The organism is Burkholderia sp. E168m22 (assembly GCF_001319805.1).
Taxonomy (GTDB): domain Bacteria; phylum Pseudomonadota; class Gammaproteobacteria; order Burkholderiales; family Burkholderiaceae; genus Burkholderia; species Burkholderia orbicola.
The window spans coordinates 1-25,654 of the sequence record NZ_BBSK01000018.1 but is presented as its reverse complement, the minus strand read 5'-3'; the positions used below and the strand labels follow the sequence as shown (position 1 = coordinate 25,654).

Below are 25,654 nucleotides of genomic sequence, written 5' to 3'. Positions count from 1 at the left end.
TGCGGAAGTAGCCGACATGATCGAACGCACCACCGCCAACGCCGCGCTTTCGCAATAGATGGCGCCGAAGCGCAGCGCCGTCACTCGCTGCCGTTCTGCGGTTTGCCGACCTGCAGCAGTTGCAGGCTCTCGTCGACGCTGAGCTCCGACATCGCGTCGTCGTGCAACGTATCGTCCGCCGCACGGCGCAGCGCATGCAGCGCGTGCGTCTTGAGCCGGACGAGCGCGAGCCGCAGCCCGCGCGCCGCGCATTCGGCCGCGAACGTGCGCAACGATTCGATCGTCGTGCCGTCGACGTCCGGCGTTTCCTCGAGACTCACCATCACGATATGGGTGTCCGGCGCGGCCTTCATCAGCGCCCGCACGCGATTGAGCATCCGGTCCGCATTCGCGAAGAACAGCTGCGCCTCGGGCCGCACGATCAGCACACCGGGCACCGGTTTCGCATCGGCGTGGCTCGCGACGTCGACGAAGTCGTGGCTGTCGCGCAGCCGGCCGAGCACGCTGACGTTCGGCTCGGACAGCTTGCGCAGCGTCAGCAGCAGGCTCACGCCGATCGCCGCGAGCAGGCCGTGCAGCACGCCGAGCACGAGCACCGCGAGCAGCGCCGCGATCACGACGAGCCGGTCGCGATGCCAGACCCAGTACGGCCGGAACACGGACGGATGCAGCGAATGGCTGACCGCGAAGATCACGATCGCCGCGAGCACGGGCTCGGGCGTACGCGCGAGCTGCGGCAGCAGCAGCCAGACGATCAGCGCGACCACGCCGGCCGCCCACATCCCCGCCAAACGCGACTGCGCACCGGCCGCCTCGTTCGCCGACGTCGCCGAATAGCCGGCGCCGACCGGCATCCCGTGCAGCAGCCCCGACACGAGGTTCGCGCAGCCGAGCGCGACGAGGTCGCGGTTCGGCGACACGGTATCGCCATGCTTCAGCGCGAAGTTGCGGATCGATCCGTACGACTCCGCATACAGGATCAGCATCAGCGCAAATGCGAGCTCGACCGTCTGCATCCACGCATTGCGGTCGAGATGCGGCAAGCCGAATTCGAGGTGCCGGAAGTCGATATGGCCGACGATCGCGATGCCGTACCGCTGCCAGTCGATCACGTAACCCGCCGCGATCGACAGCACGATCACGACGAGCGTCGCGGGCACGCGCGCGCCGCGGCCGAGCACGAACAGCAGCGCAAGTGCCGTCGCACCGACCACGACGCTCGCGAGATTCGCGTGCGGCGCACCGGCGAGCAGGTCGAGCGCGACGTGCGGCGCATCGCTGTGCTGTACGGAAATCGCGAGAATCTTCGGCAACTGCTTGATCACGATCGTCAGCGCGAGACCGAACGTGAAGCCGCGCAGCACGGGCCGCGCGACGAAATCCGACATGCCGCCGAGCCGCGCGACGCCGGCCAGGATGAACAGCACGCCGGTCATCGCGACGAGCGCCGCCGCGAGCGCGAGCTGCGCGGCCAGCGCCATCCCCGATTCGGCGAGCACGGTCGCCGCGAGCACCGCGGCCGACGATGACGTCGACGACACGATCGCGAAGCGGCTGCTGCCCGTCAGCGCATAGACGACGAGCCCTGACAGCAGCGCGATCAGGCCGGCCTGCGGCGGCAGGTTGGCCAGCCCCGCATACGCGACCGCCTCGGGAATCAGCAAACCGGCAATCGACAGGCCGGCCAGCGCATCGAGGCCGACGCGCCGCGGGCGCGGCGCGGGCGGCGTGTCGAGCGCGACGAAATGGTCCGGATGCTGCGGGCCGGCGTCGGGGCGAATCGGAGCGGTCGTCATGAGGCGATCGGCGCCGTGCGCCGGTCAGGGTTTGACGGCAATCACGCCCGACCAGCCGGGCAGATAGCGCGCATCCTGCTCGTGCGCGCGATGCAGCGCGATATCGAGCGCCTTCGCGAAGTTCTTGCGGATCTGGTCGAGCGACACGTGCTGGCGCAGATAGTCGGCCCACAGGAATTCGCTGAACGGCGTCGCATCCTTCGCGTAGCCGCCCGCCGTGCGCAGTTCGCCGGCGAGGCTGCGGTACGGATCGTCCTCGAGCCCCGTCAGCACCTTCGGCAAATGCGCATAGTCGCGCCGCGAGCCGTCCGGGCCGAACGGATGCACCCACTGGTTGTGTTCCATCATCCGCCAGAAGATCGTGTCGTCGAGCCACGACAGATCCTTCAGCAGCATCGCGTTCACGCGCGCCTCGCCCTCTTCGATCAGCGCGAGGCCGAGATGGTGATGATCGGTGATGTAGTGCAGCCCGTCCGGACCGAGCACGGCCGGGAACCAGTGCGATTCGATCGCGGCCTTGCGGGCGCGCTTGTTCAGCGCCTTCCAGTGCTTGCGCTTCGCCTTGACTTCGCGGTAGCCCACCGTCATCTGGGTCGGACGCAGCGCGTCGAGCCTGACGGGAATGAGATGAACGTCGTTGCCGAGTGCCATGGTCGTACCCCATGTTGCAAAATTCCGGCAACGATACTCCTGATCGCGGGCGCCGTTAATCCGTCATGACCGCGATACGCGTCCGGTTGACGATCTCTGACACCTGGCCTGCACGACGCCGCGCTACGCGCGCAAATCGTCGCGTTCGAGACGATGACGAATGTAAGGAATGCCGTCGTGCACGATGCTCACGCGCCGCATGCCGAGCTTGCGCGCCACGTTCAGCGAGCCGCTGTTGGCCTCCGCGATATCGGCGATCACGCGCGGCAGGCGCACGGTGTCGAACGCGTGCCGCACGACGGCCGCCGCGGCTTCGCTCGCGATGCCGCGCCCCCATGTCGCACGCACGAGCCGCCAGCCGATCTCGACGTCGCGCGACCCGTCCTTGTAGTCGGGGATCAGCAGCATCCAGCCGATGAACACGTCGGGCGCGGCCTTCTCGAAGATCGACCAGTAGCCGAGGCCCGGCGGATAGTCGCACGTGATCCGGTGCGTGACGAAGCGGCGATGCTCGACGGGGTCGTGCCACGGGCCCGCGATGTGGCGCGTGACCTCGGGATCGCGATCCATCTCGATGCACGCATCGAGATCAGCCAGCACGCGCGGACGCAGCCACAGCCTCGCGGTTTCGAGCACGGGCAACGGGTCGGCGGAACGGTCATTCATCCGGACTCCTGAGTCGGTGACGATGCGCATCGAGCGCATTACAGAACTGATACAAAAAGCCTTCCGGAATGATACAGAGACCTGTCGCACACCTGGCGCAGCTCCGTTTCTGTTTCCGAAACAGTGCATTTCGTAGGGATTATTCCCGATTCGCGCTTATCGCGCCCCACCTCACGCAGCGCGGAAGCCTACACTCGATCAGTGCCCCCGCGCCGCGCGCGAGCCGGGCCGGCATCCGCATGCCTATCGCGAGCGCGCAAGCCAACGAGGAGACCCGGACATGAGCTGGACCCGCGAGCAACGCAACGTCACGATCGCCGCCTACCTGGGCTGGACGCTCGATGCGTTCGATTTTTTCCTGATGGTTTTCGTGCTGAAGGACATCGCCGCGGAATTCGCGTCGACGATCCCCGCCGTCGCGTTCGCGCTCACGCTGACGCTCGCGATGCGCCCGCTCGGCGCGCTGATCTTCGGCCGGCTCGCCGACCGCTTCGGCCGCCGCCCGACGCTGATGGTCAACATCGCCTGCTATTCGCTGCTCGAACTCGCGTCGGGTTTCGCGCCGAGCCTGACCGCGCTGCTCGTGCTGCGCGCGCTGTTCGGCATCGCGATGGGCGGCGAATGGGGCGTCGGCTCCGCGCTGACGATGGAAACCGTGCCGACCCATGCGCGCGGCTTCGTGTCCGGGTTGCTGCAGGCCGGCTACCCGAGCGGCTATCTGCTCGCGTCCGTCGTGTTCGGCCTGTTCTACCAATACATCGGCTGGCGCGGGATGTTCATGGTCGGCGTGCTGCCCGCGCTGCTCGTGCTGTACGTGCGCGCACACGTGCCCGAATCGCCGGCATGGAAACAGATGGAGAAGCGAGCGCGCCCGAGCCTCGGCGCGACGCTGAAGCAGAACTGGAAGCTCACGATCTACGCGATCGTGCTGATGACCGCGTTCAACTTCTTCTCGCACGGCACGCAGGACCTCTATCCGACCTTCCTGCGCGAACAGCATCACTTCGATCCGCATACCGTGTCGTGGATCACGATCGTGCTGAACATCGGCGCGATCGTCGGCGGCCTGTCGTTCGGCACGATCTCGGAGCGGATCGGCCGGCGCCGCGCGATCTTCATCGCCGCGCTGATCGCGCTGCCCGTGCTGCCGCTGTGGGCGTTCTCGAGCGGCCCGGTTGCACTCGCCGCCGGCGCGTTCCTGATGCAGATCTCGGTACAGGGCGCGTGGGGCGTGATACCGGTTCACCTGAACGAGATCTCGCCCGACGAGATCCGTGCGACCTTCCCCGGCGTCGTCTACCAGCTCGGCAACCTGCTCGCGTCGGGCAACGCGACGATGCAGGCGTCGCTGGCCGTGTCGAACCACGACAATTACGGCTTCGCGCTCGCGCTCGTGGCCGGTATCGTGGCCGTCGCGATCGCCGTGCTGATCCTGTTCAGCCGCGAACGGCGCGGCATCGACATGACGCAATCGGTCAATACGCGTAGCACCGTCGGGTGAACCCGCGCGTTGCGGCACCGCATCATCGCGCGCGCCCCGCCCCGCCGTGAGCGGGCGCCGCGCTTTCCGCACCCGCACATCGAACTAGAGGAATTGATCCAGATTCCGCGCTTGCCCGGTCCGGCCACGATTTTTTATCTTAATAAAAACGACTGTTTGAATCAGATAATCAAATCACCTGTTCGCGGCCGGGAAACCGGCATGGGAGGCGGAACATGGCAGTAAGTCAGGAGGGGCGGCCATCTGCGGGACGGCCGTCCGGGGCGCGGTCATCCGGCACACGGCAGACCGGGGGGACGAAGGCACGCATTCTCGATGCGGCCGAGGATCTGTTCATCGAGCATGGCTTCGAAGCGATGTCGATGCGGCAGATCACGTCGCGCGCGACGGTCAATCTCGCCGCGGTCAACTACCACTTCGGCAGCAAGGAAGCGCTGATCCACGCGATGCTGTCGCGCCGGCTCGACCAGCTGAACCAGGAACGCCTCGGCATCCTCGACCGCTTCGATGCGCAGCTCGGCACGCACATCACCTGCGAGCACGTGCTCGGCGCGATGTTCATTCCGGCGCTGAAGGCCTCGCGCGATCCCGAACGCGGCGGGCCCGGCTTCCTGCGGCTGATCGGCCGCGCGTACACCGATCCCTCGCCGTTCGTGCGCAACTTCCTGACCGCGCACTATGCGAGCGTCGCGGGCCGCTTCTTCGATGCCTTCCAGCGCGCGCTGCCGCACCTGCCGCGCACCGAGCTCGGCTGGCGGCTGCATTTCGCGATCGGCGCGCTGTCCGGCGCGCTCGCGGGCGCCGAAACGGAAAGCCTGATCGACGAATTCTCGCAAGGCCGCACGATGAACGACGTGCAGATGATCGCGCGGCTGTCGTCGCTGATCGTCGCCGCGCTGAAGGCGCCGATGCCCGACACGGCGCAACTGTCGATCTTCGCGGCGGTGCTCGACGACGCGGGCGCCAGCGAAGCGTTCGGGCTGCCGCAGTCGGGCGCGGCGACCGCCGAGACGGCCACGCTGCATTCCACGAACTGAGCGCGCGAGGCCACGCGCGGCTTCCTGTTCACGATTTGATTGATACGCGCGGTCGGACGCGGCGTCGAGACGCCCACGCCGACCGGCCGCGAAGCACGGGGCATGGGCCGGCGCTGATGCGCCGACTCGCGCCGAGAGCCAAGACCGGAGACACGTCATGTCATCTTCCGCAGCAACCACCTCGGCCCAGATTGCGCCGAACACCGACGCCATCTGGTACGCGTCGTACCCGCCCGGCGTTCCGCACGAGATCGACGTCACGCAATACGCATCGCTCGTGCAATTCTTCGACGAATGCACGACCCGCTTCGCCGACCGCGTCGCCTACGTGAGCGCCGGCGCGTCGATGACGTATCGTACGCTCGCGCAGAAGGTCGACGCATTCGCGTCGTATCTGCAAAGCCTCGGCGTGAAGCCCGGCGACCGCATCGCGATCATGCTGCCGAACACGTTCCAGTACCCGGTCGCGCTGTTCGGCACGCTGAAGGCCGGCGCGATCGTCGTCAACGTGAATCCGCTCTACACCGTGCGCGAACTCGCGCACCAGTTGAAGGACAGCGGCGCGCAGACGATCGTCGTGTTCGAGAACTTCGCGCGCACGCTGCAGGACGCGCTGCCGGAAACGCAGGTGAAGCACATCGTCGTCACCGCGCTCGGCGACCTGCTCTCCGACGGCTTCAACGCGAAAGGACGCCTGATCAATTTCGTGCTGAAGCACGCGAAGAAGCTCGTGCCGGCCTACCATCTGCCGCAGGCGATCCGGCTGCGCTCCGCCCTCGCGCTCGGTGCACGCGGCAAGCCGCAGCCGGTGCAGACCACGCGTGACGATCTGGCGTTCCTGCAGTACACGGGCGGCACGACCGGCGTCGCGAAAGGCGCGATGCTCACGCACGGCAACCTGATCGCGAACCTGCTGCAGGCGAAGGCCTGGATCGCCGACCAGGTGTCGGGCGACGTCGAAACCGTGCTCACGCCGCTGCCGCTCTATCACATCTATTCGCTGACGGTGAACGCGTTCATCTTCATGGGGCTCGGCGGGCGCAACATCCTGATCGCGAACCCGCGCGACATGAAGATGGTGATGAAGATCATCCGCCACGAGACGTTCACGGGCATCACCGGCATCAACACGCTGTACAACGCGTTCCTCGACAACGAGGAATTCCGCAAGCGCGACTTCTCGAAGCTCAAGCTCGCGATGGCGGGCGGGATGGCGATGCAGCGTGCGGTCGCGGAGCGCTTCCAGCAGGTGACGGGCCGGCCGGTGGTCGAAGGCTACGGCCTCACCGAGTGCTCGCCGATCGTCACGATGAACCCCGTGGACCTGAACGACATGGCCGCGTTCAGCGGTTCGATCGGCCTGCCCGCACCGTCGACCGTCGTGCGCTTTCGCCGCGAGGACGGCACCTGGGCCGCCATCGGCGAACCGGGCGAGCTGTGCGTGCACGGCCCGCAGGTGATGCGCGGCTACTGGCAGCGCCCCGACGAGACGGCCAAGGTGATCGACGCCGACGGCTGGCTCGCGACCGGCGACATCGGCGTGATGGACGAGCGCGGCTTCATCCGCCTCATCGACCGCAAGAAGGACATGATCCTCGTGTCGGGCTTCAACGTGTATCCGAACGAGATCGAGGAAGTGCTGGTGATGCATCCCGGCATCAGCGAAGCCGCGGCGATCGGCATTCCGGACGAGGTGCAGGGCGAACGGATCAAGGTGTTCGTCGTGCGCCGTGACCCATCGCTGACGGCCGAGGACGTGCTCGCGCACTGCCGCAAAAACCTGACCGGCTACAAGATGCCGAAGTTCGTCGAGTTCCGCGACGCACTGCCGCAGACGAACGTCGGCAAGATCCTGCGCCGCGCGCTGCGCGACGAGGAACTCGCCAAAATCAACGCCGCGAAGCAAGGCTGAACGATCCATCGCCCCGGGAGACGCTGTCGATGAACGAAGGGATGAAGCGCCACGCACGGCATGTCGCCACGGCGGCCGTCGCGTGCGTGCTGTCGCTCGCGCAGGCAAGCCTGCATGCACAGGAAACGGCCGGCGCCGCGAGCGCGGCCCAGGCCGCCGCGCTGCCGGCGGACCTCGCGAAAGTCACGCACGAGCCGCTCGCGCAACAGGCGCGCTGGCTGCGCACGGCGGCTCAGCGCGGCACGCTCGCGCAACTCGACGACGCGACGCTCACCGCGCTCTTCAAGGCGCTCGATCCGCTCGCCGTGCCGCTCTATATCCGCAATGGCCCGAACGGCTATCCGTCCTACCAGTTCACGATGGTGCGCCAGGAGCGCATCAGCGGAAAATGGTCCGACACGCCCGACCGCATGCTCGTGAAGACGACCCGCGAGCCGCTGCGCGTGTATGCGAAATGGCTGCCGGGCGGCGCGCATGCCGGCCAGGAGACCATCTACGACACGACGCAGCGCAAGGACGAGATGTACGGCCATCTCGGCGGCCTGCTCGGCAAGATTCCGCTGTGGACGGCGATCGACGGCGCGCTGGCGCGCGCCCAGTCGAATCACCAGGTGAAGGATCTCGGCACCGAGTTCATCGCGAACCTGTACCTGACCGAAGGGAAGAAATACCTGGAAGCCGGCGTGCAGCGGCCGACCGACGTGGAGGCCAAAACGATCGGCGGTGTGCGCGTCGTCGCGCTCACCTACGAAACGCCGACCGGCCGGCCGCAGTTCTATGCGAAAAAGGAAGTACTGGGGCTCGACCTGCACGCACCCTATTTTCGGACCGTCGAGTCCTATGACAACGACGGCAAGATCTTCGAACGGATCGTCATCGAGAAAATCGCGCCGGCGACCCTCGACGACACCGCATTCGACCCGAAAAACCCCGACTACGCGTTCTGACGCGCGCCGGCGGGGCGGTCACGGGCTCAATCGTCATCGTCGTCGCCGTGGTGTCGACGCCAGTGCTTGTAATAGTGCTTGCGCCATTTGCGGTAGCGATCGTCGTCGTCATCGCCGTAATAGCCATATCCGTAGCCCGGATAGGCGACGACGGCCGGCTGCGGCGCCACATAGACCGGCGCCGGCTGGACATAGACCGGTGCGACCGGGACGCCGATGCCGACCGACAGGTCGACGTGCCCCGCCATTGCGCTACCGGAAACGAGCAACGCCATGCTCCCGATCACCGCTGCCACTTGCCTCTTGTTCATGCTCCGCATCCCTGATAAGCCGGCCCGCCCGGTTCACGCGGTGAATGTAAGCGCGGCGCGCGCACCCAGGTGATACGGGGCTGCGAGAGTCGTAACGCGACGTAACGAAACGAATTTGACCGTTCGGCCTAATCGCGAAAATGCGCCGGAACGTCTATAGTGGGTTACGGTTCGACACAATCACGACTGCGCGCTCCCTTATCGAACAGGGTAGAATTCCGCCAAACGGCTTGTGGACGAACACGCCACACACACGCACAACATATTCTCTGACGCAGGCTCCTGCCGCACCTCAATGGCCAATCCCGCAGAATCCCATCCGCAAAACGACTTCATCAATTCGGCGCGCAAGGAACGTAAGCGTGTTGAAATCTATCTCGTCAACGGCATTCGTCTGACGGGGTGTATCGAGTCGTTCGACCAGTATCTGGTGATGCTGCGCACCCCCGTGGGTCTGCAAGGCATCTACAAGCGTGCGATTTCCACGATCCAGCTCGACACGGGCGGCTCGCGCCCCGGCGGCGGCGGCCCCCGCGGCCCGCGCACCGGTGGTCGCCCCGGCGGCCGTGAAGGCGGCGGTCACAGCCCGTACGGCTCGCACGGCGGCCCGCGCGAATCGCGCGGCGACGGCGGCTACGGCTCCCGCGAGCCGCGTGAAGGCTACGGTTCGCGTGAACCGCGCGAGGGTTACGGCTCACGTGAGCCGCGCGAAGGCTACGGCGCACCCCGCGAGCCGCGTGAACCGCGCGAAAACTACGGCGCGCCGCGCGACACCGGCGACGCATCCGGCAACGCCGCGCCGTCGGATTCCCGCGGCGGCAACGGGCCGGTCATCGTGACGCGCCGACGGCGAATCGTGCCGGACGGCCAGTAAAACAAAAAGGGCAAGCCAACCGGCTTGCCCTTTTCACTTGTCCGGCCGGCGCGGCATGTCGCCGCACCGTCGTTATCGGGTTCAGCGCGCCGTCGTCGGCAGGCCCGCGTCGGCCTCGCGCTGCAGCGAACGCACCTGCTGCTGCAACGCCCGCAGTTGCGACTGGAGTTGAGCCTGTTGCGCCTGCAACGCCGCCGTTTCGCTCCGCACGCTCTTCTGGCGATCCGCCACCGCCGCCTGCTGCTGGCGGGCGATCGAGATGTCCGCCTGCAGGCGCCGCGCGCGGTCCTGCGTGACCTCGATCTGCTTGTCCATTTGCGCCTTCTGCGATTCCAGCTTCGCCGCCCGCAACTCGTTGACGGCCAGCCGCTCCGCCTGATGCGAGAAATCGCGATAAATCGCTTCCGCACGCGTTTCGTCGTAAGTCTTGATCACGCGCCAGAACGCCTTCTGCTGGAACAACGCGACGAAATACGCACCATCCTTGACGTTGAACAGCAGGCTGGCGCCGTAGCTGCCGTTGTAGCTCGTGCGCATTTCCGTCAGCGAGTGCGCCTGGATCTGGCGCTGCAAGTCGTCGACCGTGCTCGGCCCCGTCGTCTCGCCGGCCTGCGGCTGCACCGACGTCTGTGCCTGCGAATCGATCACCGGAATCGCGGCCACCGGCGCCGACGCCTGCTGCACCGCCGACGGATCGCCGCCCGCCAGCCCCTGCGCGAACGCGCCTTGCATGCCTCCCACCATGGCGAGCAGCAATACGCTCACCCGCCCCAACCCCGTCATATGGCTCATGAAGTTTTATTCCCGCCCGAGTCGTTGTAATTCACCGCGATTTTATCTCATTAATTACTCACTTTCGCGGGTCTCGGGCTCTTCGTCGAAGATCTGATATTTGCGCATTTTTTCCCACAATACCTTGCGGCTGATGCCGAGCTGCTGGGCCGTGTCCTGACGCCGCCAACCGTTTGCGTCGAGCGCCGAGATCACGCGGTTGCGCTCGTTCATGTCCCACTTGCTGCGATCGACGAACACCTCGGCCGCGCTCTCCGCCGGCACCGGCTGCGCCGCGCTGCGCGCATGCGCGATCAGCCGCTGCAGCCGCGCGGCATCCCAGCCGCCCGTCTGCCGTACCGTCACGCCGACCCGCTCGGCGAGGTTGCGCAGTTCGCGCACGTTGCCGGGGAAATAACTGTCCGCGACCGAATCCGTGAGCCAGTACGGCAGATCGGACAACTGGGCGAGCCGCTCCTCGCCCACGACCTGGGCGACGAACGACTTGAACAGCGCGATCTTGTCCACCGCACCGCGCTCTTCGAGCGACGGAATGCTCAGTTCGATCACCGCGAGCCGGTAATAGAGATCGGCGCGGAACAACCCTTCCTTCACGAGCTGCGGCAGCTTCTTGTTGCTCGCCGCGACCAGACGGAAATCGACCTTGACGGGCGCGGTCGCACCGACCCGCAGCACCGCGCCGTCCTCGAGCACGCGCAGCAGCTTGACCTGCTGGTACAGCGGCAGATCGCCGACCTCGTCGAGGAACAGCGTGCCGCCGGCCGCCTGCTCGAAATAGCCTTTATGCGCAACAACCGCGCCCGTGAACGACCCTTTCGCATGACCGAAGAACAGCGATTCGAACAGGCCGTCCGGAATCGCGCCGCAGTTCACCGGCACGAACTCGCCGTGCCGATAGCGCGAATGCTTTTCGTGCAGCAGTTGCGCGATGCGCTCCTTGCCGACGCCGGTTTCGCCGTGCAGCAGCACGTTGGTGTCGCAGTCGGCGAACGTATCGACTTCGTGCAGCAGCGCCTGCATCGATTCGGAGTGCGCGACGAGTTCCGACGGCTGCAACGTTTCGGCCGCGTGCGCCCGCAGTTGCGTGACGAGCTTGCCGATCATGCCGCGCAGTTCGGCACAGGTGAAGTCGAGCGGCAGGATGTGCGAATACTCGGGCGGATACTGCGACGCGTCGTGGTCGCGCGCCGCGCCGACCCAGACCACCGGCATGCCGATGTTGGCCTGCCAGTCGCGCAGGAATGCCGCGCCGCCCTCGATCATCGTCACGCTGATGATCGCCAGCGACCGCCGCAATGCGGCGCGCTCGGGCGAGACCGCCGCGTTGTCGGCGCGGATCACTTCGACGTCGAAGCTCGCCATGCACCGGGCGACGCGGTCGACGATGTCCGCCTTGCCTTCCCAGACGTACAGGTCGAGCTCTTCGATTGCGGGCGTGGTTCTCATGTTTCGGGTGCGGCTTCAGTAATTGACGGGTTGCTTGGTATTGCAGATCAGTGACCGAATGCGGGCGACTGCGATACTGCCTGCTTCGATAACGGAACGTTCAGGCATTTATTGAACCAGCATGGGATCGCCACATTTGATCGAATCCGGTGTGTTCGTGACATAGGCATTTCCCAGGCTCAGGCCGAGGAGTCCCGTGACGGAAGTCAGGAGCGAATCGATCGGTTGCAGGAGGAGCGGAACGAGCGTATTCCCGAGCGCGCTCAGAAGCGGCCCGAGCAGATTACTCAACAACTGACTCAGTACCCCGCTCAAATCGATACCGACTGCCTTCAGCGCCGCAAGCAATCCACTGTCACCCAGCGTCAACGACACCGTCAGACCATTATTCGTGATGCCTGTCACTGCGGGCGACAGAAACTGGTCCGTTCCTGTGCCCAGCGTGTACGGCGACGAAGGATTCGGTGCAGCGGACGACTGAGGCCCCGGATATGAGAACCGCAACGGCGTCGGGCTTTGATTAGCGACGGGTACCGTCGTTATTTGCCCGGGCCGCAAGCCAATGTTGACCGAAATTGCATTCAGATCGACGATACCGAGCGTCAGGGTCTTGATCAATACCGCCAGCGTGGACGACAACCCACCGAGGTTCAGCAGATTGAGCAGACTGCTCAAATTGACGGACACCAGCTGAATCGGCGCTGCGCTGCCGTCGGGCGAATAACCGGACGGAGCAGAGAGATTGATCTTCGTACTTGAAGAACCACCGATATAGACGGCGACCACTCCGGTCTGCACGTTCACTGTCGCGCTTTTCGTACCGTCCGCAGAACAGCTGACGGACGCCAAGCCCGCCGTGGCGGGTGCCACATATGCCGTAATCGGCAATTGAACGGCAGCAAGCGGCGTCGGGCTCCCCGACGGACAACTCCCCCCCGGAAAGACCAACCCGCCAGTGGGACAGCTTGACAGCAGCGAAATCGACGTATTGAGGAACACGTTGCCCTGCGCGGTCGACGTGTTCGTTATGCAATCGGATGTTCCGCAATTCGACGGCCCGGGCGGACCGCTCGCCGTGGACGGCGGATTGGCCCCCAACTTGACTGAACCCGACACGGTCACGTTCAGTAGCGGTGACAGCACCGTAGGTGTCTGAACCGTGACGCTGGGAATGTTGACCGAATTCGTGCCGTTCGCAATCTGCAATGCCGTCGACAGCAAGCCGAGTGCATTGACGCTGGCATTGACGGCAGAGCTTCCGGTTGCGGTCGCAGCGGAAACCAGTTGACCGAGAGCGATCTGCGGCCCGCCACAGACTCCCCCCGGACAAAGGGCGATGACCAGTGCGTTCAGCACCTTCAGGTTCGCTGCGGCCACGCTTTGCTGCGTCGCCGCCTGCACCGCGGCATTGGCCAGTTGACCGAGCGTCACGGTGCCATTCAGCACTCCGGTACTGGAGCCGACAGGAAGATTGGCGAGAATGCCGGCCAGCTTCAAATTGACTTGTGCGAGTCCCTGATAGTCGACCAGTTGAAGATTCAACGCATTGTCGTTCGATCCGGTCAGCGCCTTGAGTAACTGGTTCGCCAATCCACCGTTCAACGCCGCAAGCGACGTGGTCAGCGTAAAAGTGTCGGCGGGTACGCTCTTGGCAATGGCAGAGCCGCCAATCGTAACTCCACCGCGAAAAATCCCGTCGACCGGCTCGGCCACCGTGACGCAAACAGCGTTGGTCGACTGGCCATTGACCGCTCCCGCCGAGAGACCCGCGCACTGATTGCCGCTGATCGGGTCGCCCGACACCCAGGTGAACTGCGCGCTGCCGCTGCCTTGAGGTGCGGTCCAGATGCCGCACGACACGGAAATTTTCGAGCCCGCCGGCAATGCATTCGTCGCCGGATTCGCGATTTGACCGGCTGCGGTCCTCGCTGCCTGGCAAGTCGAGTCGGTCGTAACCTGAGAGACCGCCGACAACGCGGCCAAATCGGCCGCCGCTTGCATCCGGCGTCTTTCGGCATAGAAATGGCCGACGTCGATCGCGCCCAGGATAATGATGGCCACCAGCGCCCAGATCGTCGCCATGATCGCGACGCTACCGCGCTGGCGACTTCTCCCGGGACTGCCGGCGTTCCGCCGCAGCGCCGCATGCGATTGATCTGCGCGCATGGTCATCCCGCTTATTGCGCGCCCTGTCCGCCGCCCGACATGCCACCCACTGCGCCGAGCTGCGAATTCATCGAATCCGGAATCTTGTTCTTGAACGAATCGAGATAGCGCTGGTACGCAAGCGACGCGACGTCGCCGAACACGGGTTGCGTCGGCGCCGCCGCGCGGTTGTCCCGCTGCATCGCGATCCAGTCTTTGGTCGATCGGCCGACGTCCGACGCACCCAGTATCACGGTGTCTTGACCGTATGCGGCGCCGGAACCCGTCAAGATGCAGACGACCGCGACCAGTGTCGCAATCCGGCCCGCGCATGCACTTCGATTGTATGAGTTGTCGTTCATGTCGTTCCCCGGATATCTGTTCATTGTGCAAATCGTTGCAGCAACGGCACTGTCTGGTCGTAACCAAAGTTGTTCGCCATCGGCGTGATCGGCGTCGTCGCGCCGCGCCGCGACACAACCGGCGGCGTCGCGATTGCACGCTGCTGCGCACGCACTGCCGCAGCAATCTTCGCGGCATCACCGTTGATGTCCTTGCGAATCTCCGTCGACAGATGCTGCTGGTTCATCAGCCGTTGCGCATCCTGCGCACGTCCTGCCGCAAACAGATACAGCACGAGATTGCTGACGATTTTCGGATTGCGCTGATCGAGTTCGGCAGCTTTCATCAGCGGTACTCGCGCGCCGACGACGTCGCCGCTGCGCAACTTCGCGTAAGCAAGATCGGACAGCAGCGACGGATCCGTTGGCGCGAGCTCCGACGCTTGCGTCAGTGCCTGCACGGCACGGTCGAAATCGCCCGCGGCGCCCGCAAGCAGCCCCAGCCCGCGATAGCCACGCGCAGCAAGCGGCGTCTTCAGCAACTGTGCATACACAGCCGCGCTTGCAGCCGGCTGGTCGGTCATCCGTAGCGCATCTGCGCGCAACAGGATCGATTCCGGCATGACACCGTATGTCTTGTCATATGCATCGATGTGCGCGAGCGAAGCGTAATAGAGGCCCTGCGCTTGCATGCGCTGAATCAGACCCAGATACATCCCCGGTGTATCCGGCACGGACTGCTTCTGATCTGCTGCTTGCATCAGTGCCGCACGCTCGGTCTGCGCACCGACGCCATACCCGCTTTCCTTGGTTGCGCATGCGCCGAGCAGCAGCGCCGCCGCCAGCATGCCCGCCCGGGTCACCGCTTCGCCGATTCGCTTCATCGCCTGTCCTTCCATCCTTCAATGCTGCGACGACAACGCACGCATCACCGCCAGCATGCCCGGCCCCGCCGTCACGATCAGCAGAGCAGGCAACAGCGTCAACACCATTACGCCCGTCATCTTTACCGTCAATCTACCAATCCGTTCGCGCAGCATCGCACGACGCGTCTCGCGCAAACGGTCCCCAAACTGTTTGAGTGGTTCCTGGACCGCGCCGCCATGCTTGTCGACCTGAATCATCAACCGCACGATCGCGCGCAAATCCTCGTTGTCGAATCCACTGGACAGCCGTTGCAGCGACTGCTCGCGCGTACGGCCCGCGGCGAACTGACGCTGCGCGATTCCCACTTCCGACGACAAGACCGGCAGCATCCCGCGAAAATCGTTCGTCACGACTTGCAGGCTCTGATCGAGCGACAGGCCGACGCCTTGCAGTAAGCGCAGCATGTCGACAAGCAGCGGCAGTTCATCGACGACCCTCTGTCGCCGCGACGCTGCACGGCGCTGCACATAAAGTTTCGGCAGCATGAAACCCAGCCCGAGGGCGGCGCACATGCCAACCATCCAGATACTGCCTTTCATGCGCCCACTCGCGCAGATCGCGAACAGCAGTGGCAACGCGATCCCGCATGCGACGCGCGCACTCAGAAACAGCCCACGCGTGCGTGCATCGATATATCCGCATTGCTCCAGCAGACGACGGTCTTCCTCCGCGACAGCGTATTTTCCGAATCCGGTGTCCAGCCAGCGCATGCCTGCCGCCGACAGGCGATCCAGCCAACGCTCGACACGTTGCCCGCCGCGCACGTTGGCTTTCGCCGGCACATTGCCATCCTGCGCGGGCCGCGCTTTCGCCGCCTCGAGTGCAGCCATGCGCCGATCCAACGCATCGACCAACGCTCGTTCTGCACGCGCCGCGGCATTCGCACGCAACATCGCAACCATACCGAGCAGCAGCACCCCAAGCGCGCCCACGGCCAACGCAATCGCCCCGATTTGAGTTGCGGTCATAGTCTCACCTGAGCCGAGCCATTCGATACAGCCATATGCTGCCTACCACTTGAGCCAGGAACGCGATCATGAGCAGCGATCGTCCGCTCGGATCTCCCCACATCCCGTACAGATACTTCGGATTGGTCATCACGACAAAGCTCCCGATTGCGATCGGTAGCATGACGAGGACGAATGCGGACAACCGTGTCTCCGACGACATCGCGGTCAATTCACGTTCGGCCTGTTCGAGATCGCGCATGAATACGGCCATCCGCTCGAGCATCACATCCGCGCGACCGCCGTATTTGACCGACAAGCGCAGCACCGAGCCGACGAGTTCGAACTCTTCGGTCCGATATATCTTCGCGATGTGCATCATGGCGCGGTCGATCTCGATACCGCCGCGCAGCATCCGCGACACGACATCGAGACAGCCGCGCAGCGGCTCCTCGGTCGTCAGCAACGCGGACTGGAAAGCAGCCGGCACGCTATTGCCGAGCGTCACGAGACGCACGATCCCGTCGAGGAACGACGGGATCTGCCGAACGATCTTCAACCGTCGCCGTTGAATCCGCGACGCGAGCCAGACGCCGAGTATCGCGCTTCCGCAAATGATTGCCGCAAAACACGCGAGCATACCGCCGCGACTACCCGCGATGACCGCAACCGCGACGAGCGCTCCGAGCGCGACGAGCGCCTTGCCGCGCGCATCGTCGATCCCCGCACGACTCGCAAGATTGGACAGATACTCGGAAACGGTCGCATACCCGTGCGCCCAGAAAGCATCGGACGATATCGCTCGTGCTGCACTCGGTTGCTGCACGGCACGCACGGCACCAGCGGCCTGCGCACGTGTCGCCTGTGCGGCGACGCGTGCCCCCGGCTCGAGCCGGCTGTCGATGAAGCGCTTGGCGTCGGTCCGTACGCGCCGGGTCTCCGCGTGACGCCACAGCATCATCGCAGCCGCGACGCACAGCATCGCGATCGCCAGCACCCATACCATCGCGCTATACATTGAAGCCCCCGCCTCCGCGGCCAAACCCGCCACCGCCAAAGCCTCCGCCACCGAATCCGCCATCGCCGAACCCGCCGCTCGTCAGCGTCTGACGGAAGCGCGCGAGCTTCGGTGAATGCGGATGAATGCCTAGGGTTTCCCAGTGATCGACTTCCTCGCCCTCCGGCGTCACGCGCGCTTCGTAACGGTAAAGCTCCTGGGTCGCGATGATGTTGTCGGACAGCCCGGTCACTTCGGTGATCGACAGAATCCGGCGCCGCCCATTCGACAGGCGTCCGATTTGCACGATGAAGTCGATAGCGTTCGCGATCTGCCGGCGCAGGCTCGACTCGGTGCCCTGGAAACCTGCAAAGCCGGCAAGCATCTCGAGACGGTACAGACACTCGCGCGGCGAACTCGCGTGCACGGTGCCCATCGACCCGTCGTGCCCCGTGTTCATCGCCTGCAGCATTTCCAGCACTTCGCCGCCGCGCACTTCGCCGACGATGATCCGGTCCGGACGCATCCGCAACGTATTGCGCAGCAAATCGCGAATCGACACAACACCGGTACCGTCGAACCCGCCCGGCCGGCTCTCGAGTCGCACGACGTGGGGATGGTTCAGCGACAACTCGGCCGTATCCTCGATCGTCACGACACGCTCAATCTCCGGAATATGGAACGCGAGCGCGTTGAGCAGCGACGTCTTGCCGGAACTCGTACCGCCCGACACGAGAATGTTGCAGCGCGCCTCGACCGCCGCCTGCAGTAACGTGTTGATCTCTTCGTTGAACGTCCCGTTACCGAGCAGGTCGGACGGCTTCAGCGGATCCTTGCGGAACTTCCGGATCGATACGACCGGGCCGTCGATTGACAGCGGCTCGATCACGACGTTCACACGGCCGCCGTCGGGTAACCGTGCATCGACCATCGGATTCGACTCGTCGAGACGGCGGCCAATGGGTGCGAGAATTCGCCGCACGATCCGCAACAGGTGCGCGTTGTCGGTGAAGCGCACCGGCAGCTTGGCAAGGATCCCATGACGCGACACGTACACGTCGTTATAGCCGTTGATCAGGATGTCCTCGACCGCCGGATCCGCGAGCAGATCCTCGATCGGTCCGAAACCCGCGAGTTCCTTCGTCAGCGCCTCCGCGATCGTCCGTACTTCGTTCTCGTTGAGCGGAATGCGACGCAGGCGCACGAAGCTGTCGATCTCGAGATCGACGAACTGGTTGATCGCCTGGCGGGACCATCTGCCGAATTCGGCGCCCAATTCTTCGATGCGCGTCAACAAATGTTCGTGCGCGGCATTCTTGATGTCGTGGAATTGCTGCGTCTGGGAGAACGGCGCTGCGCCGTCGGCAAATTGAATGTCGTGTGCCATCGCTTACGACCGCTTGGACGAGGGTTGAATGAAACGCTTCAGCGCGGACAGGCCAGGCGCCGGACGCGGTGCAGCCGGACTAATCGACACGCCCGGCAACCGCGCGGCGAGCGATTCGAGCGCGCGCACGTACGGGTCGCGCTCCGCCATATCGACGATGAGTCGCCCCTGGTTCGCCGCATGACCGATCGCAACACGTCGCGACGGCAAGGTTCCGACCAGCGACAGCCCGAGGCGCTCCGCGATTTGCGCGGGCGTCAGATCGAGTGCGGGGTCGTACTGGTTGACGACGAGCCGTATGCGATCGGTCTCGACACCCGCATCGCGCAGCCCGGTGAGCAGATCGGCCGCCGATACGATTGACGCGACACCCTGATCGCAGACGAGCCACGCTTCGTCGGCCGAACTCGTAATCTGTGCAACGAACTCGCGGTTCGAAAAACCGCCGAGGTCGACGATCTGCTGATCGAAGAATGCGCGAAACCGGTTCAGCAAACCGGCGCACGACGCGTACGACACGTCGCGCAGCCCGCCGAGATCCGCCGGCAGCGTCGTCAAGGCGACGCCGCTCTCATGCCGGGTCAGCGCGGTATTCACGAAGGTCCGGTCGATGCGGCGCAGGTTGTGAACCGCATCGATGAAATGGAATTCGCAGCGGGTATTCAGGAACAGCGCGCCATCGCCTGCCGGCAATCCGAGATCGACGAGTGCGGTCTGGCGACCGGCCGGCGTCCCGCCGTTCGGCACGCCGCCCCCCTCGGGGCTCACTGCGCGCTTCTGCAACCATACGGCCAGATTCGCTGCTAGCGTGCTCACCCCCATACCCGCACGCGCGCCGAGCAATGCAACGAGCTTGCCGTGGCGGCTCGCCGGCTCGCCGACGTTCGCCAGCAACCCACGCGTCGTGCGCAATGCATCGTCCGCCGGTGCCGACACGTCGATGAAATCGCGGACGCCGGCGCGCAATGCAGCGAGCGTGCTCTCCGGCTGTGCGAGCGAACCCAGCGCGACAATCGGCAGACCCGGATGCGTGGCGCGAATCGCAGCCGCGGCAACGCTCGCCGCCGTGCTGCCGTCCGAGAAATCGATGAAGACGAGCGCCGGATTGAGGCCCGTAATGCGCTGCGCCAGCACTCCCGGCTCGAGCGATGCGGCCTCGACCGCGCCGGCCGATACGAGCGTATCGGCCAGCCAGCGCACATGCGCGTCATGCTGCGACGCACAAACGAAATAGTCAGTCACGGCGGGTTCACACAAGGATTGAATTCGCGCATTCATGTCGGACACCCCCGGTTACACAAGGCGTGGCGATGCATCGCAAGCCGCGAGACATAGCACTCATTTCGAAAATCCGGGAGCAGCGTCCGGCGACGCGGCTCCGCCCAGATACGATTTCCAGACCGGTCCGTCGCGCTGCTCGGACAACTCGCCGGGCGTCGCGGGCAACACTGCGCCCTTCGCGATCGGCGCGACGAGATGCGGCGTCACGATGATCAGCAGTTCCTTGTCGTTCTGCTGATAGCTCAGATTCTTGAAGAACGTCCCGATGATCGGCAGATCGCCGAGCAACGGCACCTTGCTCACGTTAGACATCGTCTGGCGATCGATCAGGCCACCAATCACGAAGCTCTCCCCATCACCCAGTTCGACGGTCGTGTCCGCCCGGCGCGTCGTAATGCCGGGCACCGCAACACCGCTGATCGTCACGCTGTTTACGAAGTCGAGCTGACTCGATTCCGGCGCAACCTTAAGTGCAATCCGGCTCGGACTCAGGACCGTCGGCGTCAACGAGAGCCCGACACCGTATTGCTTCCACTGGATCGCCGTCGAACCGAGTCCCTGCGGCGATGGCACCGGAATCTCGCCGCCAGCGAGGAAACTTGCGCTCTGCCCGGACAGCGCAACCAGTGTCGGCTCCGCCAGCACGCGGGCCAGGTTGTTCGCCTCCAGCAGAGACAGGTCGGCAAAGATGCCGCGTCCGGCCGCGTTCACGACCAGGTTGAATGCGGACGCGACCGGCGATCCGAGTGTCGGAACGTATCCGCCGGTCCCCGGGCCCGAACCGCCGCTATAAGATTGCACGCCTCCCGGCGAAAACGATCCGAACGAAAAACCGTTGCTTTGCTTGAAGAAATTGAACCCGACCTGCTTGAGCACCGAACGGCTGAACTCTACGACCCGCACGTCGACTTGCACGACACTCTTGCCGGGAACCGTCGAGCGGTCGATCACGACGCCCTTTCCGCTCATGTTCTTGCCGACCGCGGCCGCACGCGCATGCGCCTCGAGCGACGCGGCCGAGCCTTGCAGCACCGCCGTGCCGCCGTATGCATTCACGCGCGGCGCAGCGCCGTCGAGCACGGCTTGCGCGGCCGCGTCGACCACCTCGACGTTCCAGATCGTTGGTTCATCGCGGCCGCGCTCCCACAGCATCACGTTGGTTGCGCCTGGAGCCTTTGCAGTGAGCAGCACGGAACCCGAGCGGCTGCCCTTCATGATCAGCACGTCGGCAATTGCCGGATCGCCAACCGCGACGCGCTGCAGGGTGCGGCCCGCCGAAATCTGCCGTTGTGCGCCGACTGCGAGCTCGATCGTAGCGCTCGCGCTCGCGAACGAGGCGAAAGTCATGGTGCAGATAGCAATCGCGAATGCAATCAGTGTGTTTTTCATCGTTTGGTAGACCGTCGCGCGGCCTTTTGCTTGTCGTCGCTGATATCGATGGCCGTCGACCTGGTTCAATAGGCAACCGTTTCCGACCGGCCGCCGCGAATCACTTCGATACTGCCGCCGCCCCCGCTCGGCCGCACCGGCGGCGGCAGATGCAACGGCAACGGCGGCACGTTCGCGCTGGTTACCGGCGTTCTCGGTGTACCAGACAGTTGTTGCAGCGAGACGCCTGCCGCAGCCAGCGCCGAGGGCGACAGTTTGTTATCCGTACGTACCGCAACCGTCTGTAGCGCAAGCTCGTCGTCACGCGGATTACGCAATGCAAAGGTCAGCCGGCCGCTCGCCTCGCCGAGCGTCAGCGCATCGACCTGCGCGGTCGGCACCGCGAGCACTGCGATGCGGGCGCCGGTCGGCTGCCCGTTACCACCGTTGTTGTTGCCGCTGTCGCGTTCGGCGGTCGCATCGCCGAACGACAGCACCCGAACCTTCGACAACAGAAGCCGCGCCTGGGTCTGCGAAACCTCGCCGTCGAGCATCGTGGTGCCAACTTCGCGTTTCAGGTTCAGGAACACGTCGACGAAATTTCCGGGCCGCAGCCGGTTGCCGACCGCGTTCGTTTCGTCGACGCGAACCGCAACCGCACGCTCGCCAGGCTGCACGTCCTCGGCAAGCCCCGACACCAGGGCATCCGCAACGACTGGAGTCGAGGCCGGAACGTCACGAATCGGCATGCGGCCAACAAGCAGAGCCGGATCGTTGAACGCGCCTGCCGGCGCCGGCACAGTGGATGATTGAACCTTCAGCGCATCGGCCGGAATGGGCTGCCCCCCGGGCAAAGTACGCGTTGCAATCACGATCGGCACGGCAGTTACCGCCGTCATCGGCTGCGCCGGCGGGGGACTTGAAGCGCTGCGTCCGAGCACCCATGCATAGATTCCGAGGAGAACGGCGATCGCAATTAGCAGCCCCGCAATGATCTTCGTTAAGTTGTTGGCCATGTTGTCGTATGGATGCCGGAATAAAGATCCAATGAGTTTCTTCTTGTCGCGCGATTTGCGTGTGCCAGGTCTATCGCGTCATGATGCCCACCTCACAGCATGGACTGCGGGATTTGCACCACCGCCGTACCGGTCAGCGGTTTGGTGATGATAGCCCCCAGAAATGGCATGATCGTCATCCAGCTATCTGGCGTATAGCTCACCGTAACTGTCAGGCAGTACAACAGCGGCGTAGGCGTGCCGTTGTAGTTGCATTGCTGAGCCACCACGTTGGGCGGACTGCTGTTCAGCCAACCGAGGACGTTCTGCGTAGTTGTTTTTGCGTTCGCGACGCGTGTCGTGAGATTCGGTGCGTAGCTCAATCCTGCGCGTGCCCCCTCGCTGGCAGCCAATGTCAAGCTTTGCTGAATGACGAAAACCATCCCGAAACTCAGGATCGCGTAAAAAATCACGAAGAACAGCGGAAACACGATCGCAAACTCCACCGCTGTCGCTCCACGTTGCCGTCCCCGACACGCGCTCTGTCGTTTCATCGCACGCCCCCTGTTGCGATCAGATAGATCAACCATGCAGCAGCCGGTACCGCGAGGCATGCGGCATAGGGCGTCGCCCGATATCTGCCAAGTATCAGCGCCGGCTCACGCCGCCGCCACAAGCCTCCGAGCGACGTGCGCGACAGCAGCATCACGGCGAGCGCGTGCAGCCCTGCAGCCAGACTGGCAGCCACCCAGAGCCAAAGCAGCGCATGCGCACCGCACCAAATACCGAGTACAGCGAAAATTTTTACGTCTGCTGCGCCCATGACGCGCAGAAGGAAGAACGGTATCAGCCCGATTAGGCCGACCAGCATGCCGACCACTGCTTGATGCACCGAAATACCAAACGGACTCGCGGCCACGCACGCGGCGCCCAGCCCACCGATTAATCCGGCCACGACAAGCACGTTCGAAATACGGCGGAAACGAATATCGCTGACCACGACCAAAGCCGCCCAGGTCAGAAATACCCCGCTAGAAATGAGATGTCCCATCACACCACGACCCGCAGCAGATGCAAGGGCGGGCGGATTACCGAGGCAGTCCGCCCGCTACTGCGCAACAACGACTTCCGAAAAAGAAGAAGTCGGCTTAGGTCGACGGGGTTGCTCGAATCGCGGTGGCAGAACAGTTCGAAGACGAAGGAGACGACACGCACGTGCCGAGATTGGTAAACATGTTACCGAGACTGCTGCCGATGTTCGTCACCCCTGCGACGATCGCGACAGCGATCAGACCCGCGATCAGCCCATACTCGATCGCGGTAACCCCGTCGTTTTCCTTAAGGAAACGCTTGATGATTGCTTTCATTTTATTCCTCGTGCCTGTATTTACGTTTTCTGGCCTTTTATACGTATACGTCCCCGCATATCTGGCCGTTTGCCCCAACCGTTCGTCACATCTGCTGTAACGACAACCGGGTGCGCTTTCTTTATAGGTCGCCCCGAAGGGCATTGCTCACGATTTGATGCAAGTTAACATTCGCGATAGCGCTCCTCCTCGAACGTAGTGTACCGAACCGTACATTTGCTTACATCTGCTCCGGATTCTATATCCGATCCCATTTAAATTCCAACCTCTTTTAACCACTCTGACGGAAAAAAATGACCGGGAGCACAACGTATTTGTACGGCGTTTCGGTACGACTTACACATAGGATTTACGATAGGTTAGATGTGCACACCTAATCCACCAGTAAAACAATTGCCTCGTCCAGCAAGCCTCCAGGGCCCCCACGTTACGCCGCACGCGTAACGCCAATGTTGTGACGTTACGTTACGAAACGGCCGAAACCGTTCTCATTCATCCGCACTTAAACAGATTCAACAATCTTTCAAGATCCGTAACTTCCTTTTCCGACAAGGAATTGCCTCGTTTAAAACCTGTTGTCGAACCGTCGGCCATCGAAATGGCACGACAGTTGCAGAGTAGTCCTCGCACCACTCAACACAACGCAGTTCACAACACATTTTTAATGCGAGGAAGAAATGGACATTAAGGTTATCCCTCATGGCGTGTTCCGGACGACTCTGATCGCGGCCACCGTTGCAGCCATGCTTTCCCTCTCCGCGTGCGGCGGCTCCGGCTCCATCAGCCAGGGTCTCGGCGGCGGCGGTTCGAGCTCCGGCGGCGGCGATACGATCTCCACGTCGGGCGGCAACGGCTCGAGCGGCACCTCGGGTACGAGCGGCACCTCCGGCAGCAGCGGGACTTCGGGCACGAGCGGCACGTCCGGTACGTCCGGCACCAGCGGAACCTCTGGTACGAGCGGCACCTCGGGCACCAGCGGCACCTCGGGCACGAGCGGGACGTCCGGCACCTCGGGTGTGTCATCGAACGCAGTGGGAACTGTCCTCGCAAGCAGCAGCAACATCATCACGAACGCCGGCAGCACCGTCTCCGGTCTCGGCTCCGTCATCGGCAGCCAGACGCTGCCGGGCGTCAATCCGGCCACCACGCAAGCCGCGGGCGGCATCGTGCAAAGCGTCGGCGGCGCGGTCACCGCACTGGGCAACGGCCTCGGCAGCGGGCTCGGCCAGCTCGGCGCGACGAAGGACCCGGTCGGCACCACGGTCGCCAGCACCGGCGGCGTGGTCAATCAGCTCGGCGGCGCAGTCACGCAAACGGGCAACCTGGTCACGAGCCTCGGCAGTGGCCCGCTGTCGCCGCTCGCGCCGGTCACCGGCGCCGTCGGCGGCCTCGTCACGACGCTCGGCGGCGCCGTGTCGAACGGCGGCACCACGCTCACCAACGTACTGTCGACCGGCCCGATCCAGCAGGTCACGCAAACGGTCAGCTCGGCCATCACGCCGATCACGACGATGGTCGGCCAGACGACCCAGACGATCGGCACCGCAACCGGCCTCGGCGCACCGGTCAACACGCTGCTCGGCACGGTCGGCAACGGGCTGAACCAGGCCGGCGCCCTGCTCGCATCGACGGGCGGCAACCCGGTCACCACGGGTCTCGGCAACACCGTCTCGTCGACGGGCAACACCGTGAAGGCCGTCGGCGGCCTGCTCACGGGCGGCACCGGCGGCGTGACCAACCCGCTCGCCCCGCTCACGGGCCTCGTCTCCACGGTTACCGGCGCACTCGGTGGCGCGACGGGCGGCGGTAGCGGTCCTCTCGCACCGGTCACGGGCCTCGTCTCGACGGTCACCGGCGCACTCGGTGGCGTAGCAGGCGGCGGCAGCGGCCCGCTCGCACCGGTCACGGGCCTCGTCTCCACGGTCACCGGCGCGCTCGGCGGCGTAGCAGGAGGCGGCAGCGGTCC

General features: G+C 64.4%; 24 protein-coding genes. 6 read left to right on the top strand and 18 right to left on the bottom strand.

Annotation, left to right across the window (positions count from 1 at the left end; genetic code table 11):
• Window positions 1–80: 80 nt before the first annotated feature.
• The 3 genes from AP428_RS04885 to AP428_RS04875 form a co-directional block, all read right to left on the bottom strand.
• The gene (locus AP428_RS04885; protein ID WP_054927695.1) at window positions 81–1,796 is read right to left on the bottom strand and encodes a SulP family inorganic anion transporter; all 1,716 of its coding nucleotides are present in this window, start codon (window positions 1,794–1,796) and stop codon (window positions 81–83) included.
• A 24-nt stretch (window positions 1,797–1,820) separates the two neighbouring features.
• Window positions 1,821–2,447: a ParB-like protein gene (locus AP428_RS04880; RefSeq protein ID WP_027807350.1), complete on the bottom strand. Its 627-nt coding sequence runs from the start codon at window positions 2,445–2,447 to the stop codon at window positions 1,821–1,823.
• Window positions 2,448–2,570: 123 nt separating this feature from the next.
• Window positions 2,571–3,113, bottom strand: coding sequence for a GNAT family N-acetyltransferase (locus AP428_RS04875; RefSeq protein WP_012328398.1), 543 nt, complete (start codon window positions 3,111–3,113; stop codon window positions 2,571–2,573).
• 280 nt (window positions 3,114–3,393) lie between these two features.
• Here AP428_RS04875 and AP428_RS04870 point away from each other — a divergent pair, with 280 nt between their 5' ends.
• From AP428_RS04870 to AP428_RS04855, 4 genes are all read left to right on the top strand, one after another.
• Window positions 3,394–4,614 (top strand): MFS transporter, encoded by a 1,221-nt coding sequence (locus AP428_RS04870; protein WP_054927694.1) that lies wholly within the window; start codon window positions 3,394–3,396, stop codon window positions 4,612–4,614.
• A 215-nt stretch (window positions 4,615–4,829) separates the two neighbouring features.
• The gene (locus AP428_RS04865) at window positions 4,830–5,651 is read left to right on the top strand and encodes a TetR/AcrR family transcriptional regulator (protein WP_054927693.1); all 822 of its coding nucleotides are present in this window, start codon (window positions 4,830–4,832) and stop codon (window positions 5,649–5,651) included.
• 157 nt (window positions 5,652–5,808) lie between these two features.
• Complete coding sequence (locus AP428_RS04860) at window positions 5,809–7,563, top strand: AMP-binding protein (RefSeq protein ID WP_054927692.1); 1,755 nt, start codon at window positions 5,809–5,811, stop codon at window positions 7,561–7,563.
• 29 nt (window positions 7,564–7,592) lie between these two features.
• Entirely contained in the window at window positions 7,593–8,510 is a 918-nt protein-coding gene (locus AP428_RS04855) for a DUF1571 domain-containing protein (RefSeq protein WP_027807348.1), read from the top strand.
• A 26-nt stretch (window positions 8,511–8,536) separates the two neighbouring features.
• On the opposite strand, the gene AP428_RS04850 is transcribed toward AP428_RS04855, so the two are convergent.
• On the bottom strand, window positions 8,537–8,821 hold the full coding sequence (locus tag AP428_RS04850; protein WP_054927699.1) for a hypothetical protein: 285 nt from the start codon (window positions 8,819–8,821) through the stop codon (window positions 8,537–8,539).
• A gap of 295 nt (window positions 8,822–9,116) precedes the next feature.
• Here AP428_RS04850 and hfq point away from each other — a divergent pair, with 295 nt between their 5' ends.
• The gene (gene hfq / locus AP428_RS04845; protein WP_023474785.1) at window positions 9,117–9,695 is read left to right on the top strand and encodes an RNA chaperone Hfq; all 579 of its coding nucleotides are present in this window, start codon (window positions 9,117–9,119) and stop codon (window positions 9,693–9,695) included.
• Between the two features lie 81 nt (window positions 9,696–9,776).
• Here the strand turns inward: hfq and AP428_RS04840 are convergent, their stop codons facing one another.
• From AP428_RS04840 to AP428_RS34685, 14 genes are all read right to left on the bottom strand, one after another.
• Window positions 9,777–10,487: a DUF2968 domain-containing protein gene (locus AP428_RS04840; RefSeq protein WP_011545285.1), complete on the bottom strand. Its 711-nt coding sequence runs from the start codon at window positions 10,485–10,487 to the stop codon at window positions 9,777–9,779.
• Between the two features lie 54 nt (window positions 10,488–10,541).
• Window positions 10,542–11,933: a sigma 54-interacting transcriptional regulator gene (locus AP428_RS04835; RefSeq protein WP_006476137.1), complete on the bottom strand. Its 1,392-nt coding sequence runs from the start codon at window positions 11,931–11,933 to the stop codon at window positions 10,542–10,544.
• Window positions 11,934–12,041: 108 nt separating this feature from the next.
• A complete protein-coding gene (locus AP428_RS04830) occupies window positions 12,042–14,099 on the bottom strand; it encodes a pilus assembly protein TadG-related protein (protein ID WP_264164752.1) in 2,058 nt (685 codons plus the stop codon).
• An 11-nt stretch (window positions 14,100–14,110) separates the two neighbouring features.
• Window positions 14,111–14,440, bottom strand: a complete 330-nt coding sequence (locus AP428_RS04825) for a DUF3613 domain-containing protein (RefSeq protein WP_054927690.1) — start codon at window positions 14,438–14,440, stop codon at window positions 14,111–14,113.
• Window positions 14,441–14,460: 20 nt separating this feature from the next.
• Entirely contained in the window at window positions 14,461–15,303 is an 843-nt protein-coding gene (locus tag AP428_RS04820; RefSeq protein WP_054927698.1) for a tetratricopeptide repeat protein, read from the bottom strand.
• Window positions 15,304–15,321: 18 nt separating this feature from the next.
• The gene (locus tag AP428_RS04815) at window positions 15,322–16,314 is read right to left on the bottom strand and encodes a type II secretion system F family protein (protein ID WP_054927689.1); all 993 of its coding nucleotides are present in this window, start codon (window positions 16,312–16,314) and stop codon (window positions 15,322–15,324) included.
• Window positions 16,315–16,318: 4 nt separating this feature from the next.
• Complete coding sequence (locus tag AP428_RS04810; RefSeq protein ID WP_054927688.1) at window positions 16,319–17,311, bottom strand: type II secretion system F family protein; 993 nt, start codon at window positions 17,309–17,311, stop codon at window positions 16,319–16,321.
• On the bottom strand, window positions 17,304–18,677 hold the full coding sequence (locus tag AP428_RS04805) for a CpaF family protein (protein ID WP_006476144.1): 1,374 nt from the start codon (window positions 18,675–18,677) through the stop codon (window positions 17,304–17,306). Before AP428_RS04805 ends, AP428_RS04810 begins: the two co-directional genes overlap by 8 nt.
• A gap of 3 nt (window positions 18,678–18,680) precedes the next feature.
• Window positions 18,681–19,955 (bottom strand): fimbrial protein, encoded by a 1,275-nt coding sequence (locus AP428_RS04800; RefSeq protein WP_054927687.1) that lies wholly within the window; start codon window positions 19,953–19,955, stop codon window positions 18,681–18,683.
• A gap of 60 nt (window positions 19,956–20,015) precedes the next feature.
• Entirely contained in the window at window positions 20,016–21,347 is a 1,332-nt protein-coding gene (locus tag AP428_RS04795; RefSeq protein WP_054927697.1) for a type II and III secretion system protein family protein, read from the bottom strand.
• Window positions 21,348–21,412: 65 nt separating this feature from the next.
• The gene (gene cpaB, locus AP428_RS04790) at window positions 21,413–22,342 is read right to left on the bottom strand and encodes a Flp pilus assembly protein CpaB (protein WP_054927686.1); all 930 of its coding nucleotides are present in this window, start codon (window positions 22,340–22,342) and stop codon (window positions 21,413–21,415) included.
• 92 nt (window positions 22,343–22,434) lie between these two features.
• Complete coding sequence (locus tag AP428_RS04785) at window positions 22,435–22,875, bottom strand: TadE/TadG family type IV pilus assembly protein (RefSeq protein WP_054927685.1); 441 nt, start codon at window positions 22,873–22,875, stop codon at window positions 22,435–22,437.
• Complete coding sequence (locus tag AP428_RS04780; protein ID WP_034174156.1) at window positions 22,872–23,372, bottom strand: prepilin peptidase; 501 nt, start codon at window positions 23,370–23,372, stop codon at window positions 22,872–22,874. The genes AP428_RS04785 and AP428_RS04780 overlap by 4 nt, the downstream gene beginning before the upstream one ends.
• Before the next feature lie 97 nt (window positions 23,373–23,469).
• A complete protein-coding gene (locus tag AP428_RS34685) occupies window positions 23,470–23,688 on the bottom strand; it encodes a Flp family type IVb pilin (RefSeq protein WP_082409300.1) in 219 nt (72 codons plus the stop codon).
• Between the two features lie 677 nt (window positions 23,689–24,365).
• Between AP428_RS34685 and AP428_RS04775 the strand changes: the two genes are divergently transcribed.
• Window positions 24,366–25,654, top strand: a 1,289-nt coding sequence (locus tag AP428_RS04775; RefSeq protein ID WP_054927696.1) for a collagen-like triple helix repeat-containing protein, incomplete at its 3' end; no start/stop codon positions are given.

What these genes read in the sequence shown, in the direction of transcription:
- AP428_RS04815 (WP_054927689.1), bottom strand. Translation starts at nt 16,314, where the DNA reads ATGACCGCAACTCAAATCGGGGCGATTGCGTTGGCCGTGGGCGCGCTT.
- AP428_RS34685 (WP_082409300.1), bottom strand. Translation starts at nt 23,688, where the DNA reads ATGAAAGCAATCATCAAGCGTTTCCTTAAGGAAAACGACGGGGTTACC.
- AP428_RS04880 (WP_027807350.1), bottom strand. Translation starts at nt 2,447, where the DNA reads ATGGCACTCGGCAACGACGTTCATCTCATTCCCGTCAGGCTCGACGCG.
- AP428_RS04870 (WP_054927694.1), top strand. Translation starts at nt 3,394, where the DNA reads ATGAGCTGGACCCGCGAGCAACGCAACGTCACGATCGCCGCCTACCTG.
- AP428_RS04885 (WP_054927695.1), bottom strand. Translation starts at nt 1,796, where the DNA reads ATGACGACCGCTCCGATTCGCCCCGACGCCGGCCCGCAGCATCCGGAC.
- cpaB (WP_054927686.1), bottom strand. Translation starts at nt 22,342, where the DNA reads ATGGCCAACAACTTAACGAAGATCATTGCGGGGCTGCTAATTGCGATC.
- AP428_RS04785 (WP_054927685.1), bottom strand. Translation starts at nt 22,875, where the DNA reads ATGAAACGACAGAGCGCGTGTCGGGGACGGCAACGTGGAGCGACAGCG.
- AP428_RS04820 (WP_054927698.1), bottom strand. Translation starts at nt 15,303, where the DNA reads ATGAAGCGAATCGGCGAAGCGGTGACCCGGGCGGGCATGCTGGCGGCG.
- AP428_RS04805 (WP_006476144.1), bottom strand. Translation starts at nt 18,677, where the DNA reads ATGGCACACGACATTCAATTTGCCGACGGCGCAGCGCCGTTCTCCCAG.
- AP428_RS04795 (WP_054927697.1), bottom strand. Translation starts at nt 21,347, where the DNA reads ATGAAAAACACACTGATTGCATTCGCGATTGCTATCTGCACCATGACT.
- AP428_RS04865 (WP_054927693.1), top strand. Translation starts at nt 4,830, where the DNA reads ATGGCAGTAAGTCAGGAGGGGCGGCCATCTGCGGGACGGCCGTCCGGG.
- AP428_RS04840 (WP_011545285.1), bottom strand. Translation starts at nt 10,487, where the DNA reads ATGAGCCATATGACGGGGTTGGGGCGGGTGAGCGTATTGCTGCTCGCC.
- AP428_RS04850 (WP_054927699.1), bottom strand. Translation starts at nt 8,821, where the DNA reads ATGAACAAGAGGCAAGTGGCAGCGGTGATCGGGAGCATGGCGTTGCTC.
- AP428_RS04810 (WP_054927688.1), bottom strand. Translation starts at nt 17,311, where the DNA reads ATGTATAGCGCGATGGTATGGGTGCTGGCGATCGCGATGCTGTGCGTC.
- AP428_RS04780 (WP_034174156.1), bottom strand. Translation starts at nt 23,372, where the DNA reads ATGGGACATCTCATTTCTAGCGGGGTATTTCTGACCTGGGCGGCTTTG.
- AP428_RS04835 (WP_006476137.1), bottom strand. Translation starts at nt 11,933, where the DNA reads ATGAGAACCACGCCCGCAATCGAAGAGCTCGACCTGTACGTCTGGGAA.
- AP428_RS04875 (WP_012328398.1), bottom strand. Translation starts at nt 3,113, where the DNA reads ATGAATGACCGTTCCGCCGACCCGTTGCCCGTGCTCGAAACCGCGAGG.
- AP428_RS04855 (WP_027807348.1), top strand. Translation starts at nt 7,593, where the DNA reads ATGAACGAAGGGATGAAGCGCCACGCACGGCATGTCGCCACGGCGGCC.
- hfq (WP_023474785.1), top strand. Translation starts at nt 9,117, where the DNA reads ATGGCCAATCCCGCAGAATCCCATCCGCAAAACGACTTCATCAATTCG.
- AP428_RS04825 (WP_054927690.1), bottom strand. Translation starts at nt 14,440, where the DNA reads ATGAACGACAACTCATACAATCGAAGTGCATGCGCGGGCCGGATTGCG.
- AP428_RS04830 (WP_264164752.1), bottom strand. Translation starts at nt 14,099, where the DNA reads ATGCGCGCAGATCAATCGCATGCGGCGCTGCGGCGGAACGCCGGCAGT.
- AP428_RS04800 (WP_054927687.1), bottom strand. Translation starts at nt 19,955, where the DNA reads ATGAATGCGCGAATTCAATCCTTGTGTGAACCCGCCGTGACTGACTAT.
- AP428_RS04860 (WP_054927692.1), top strand. Translation starts at nt 5,809, where the DNA reads ATGTCATCTTCCGCAGCAACCACCTCGGCCCAGATTGCGCCGAACACC.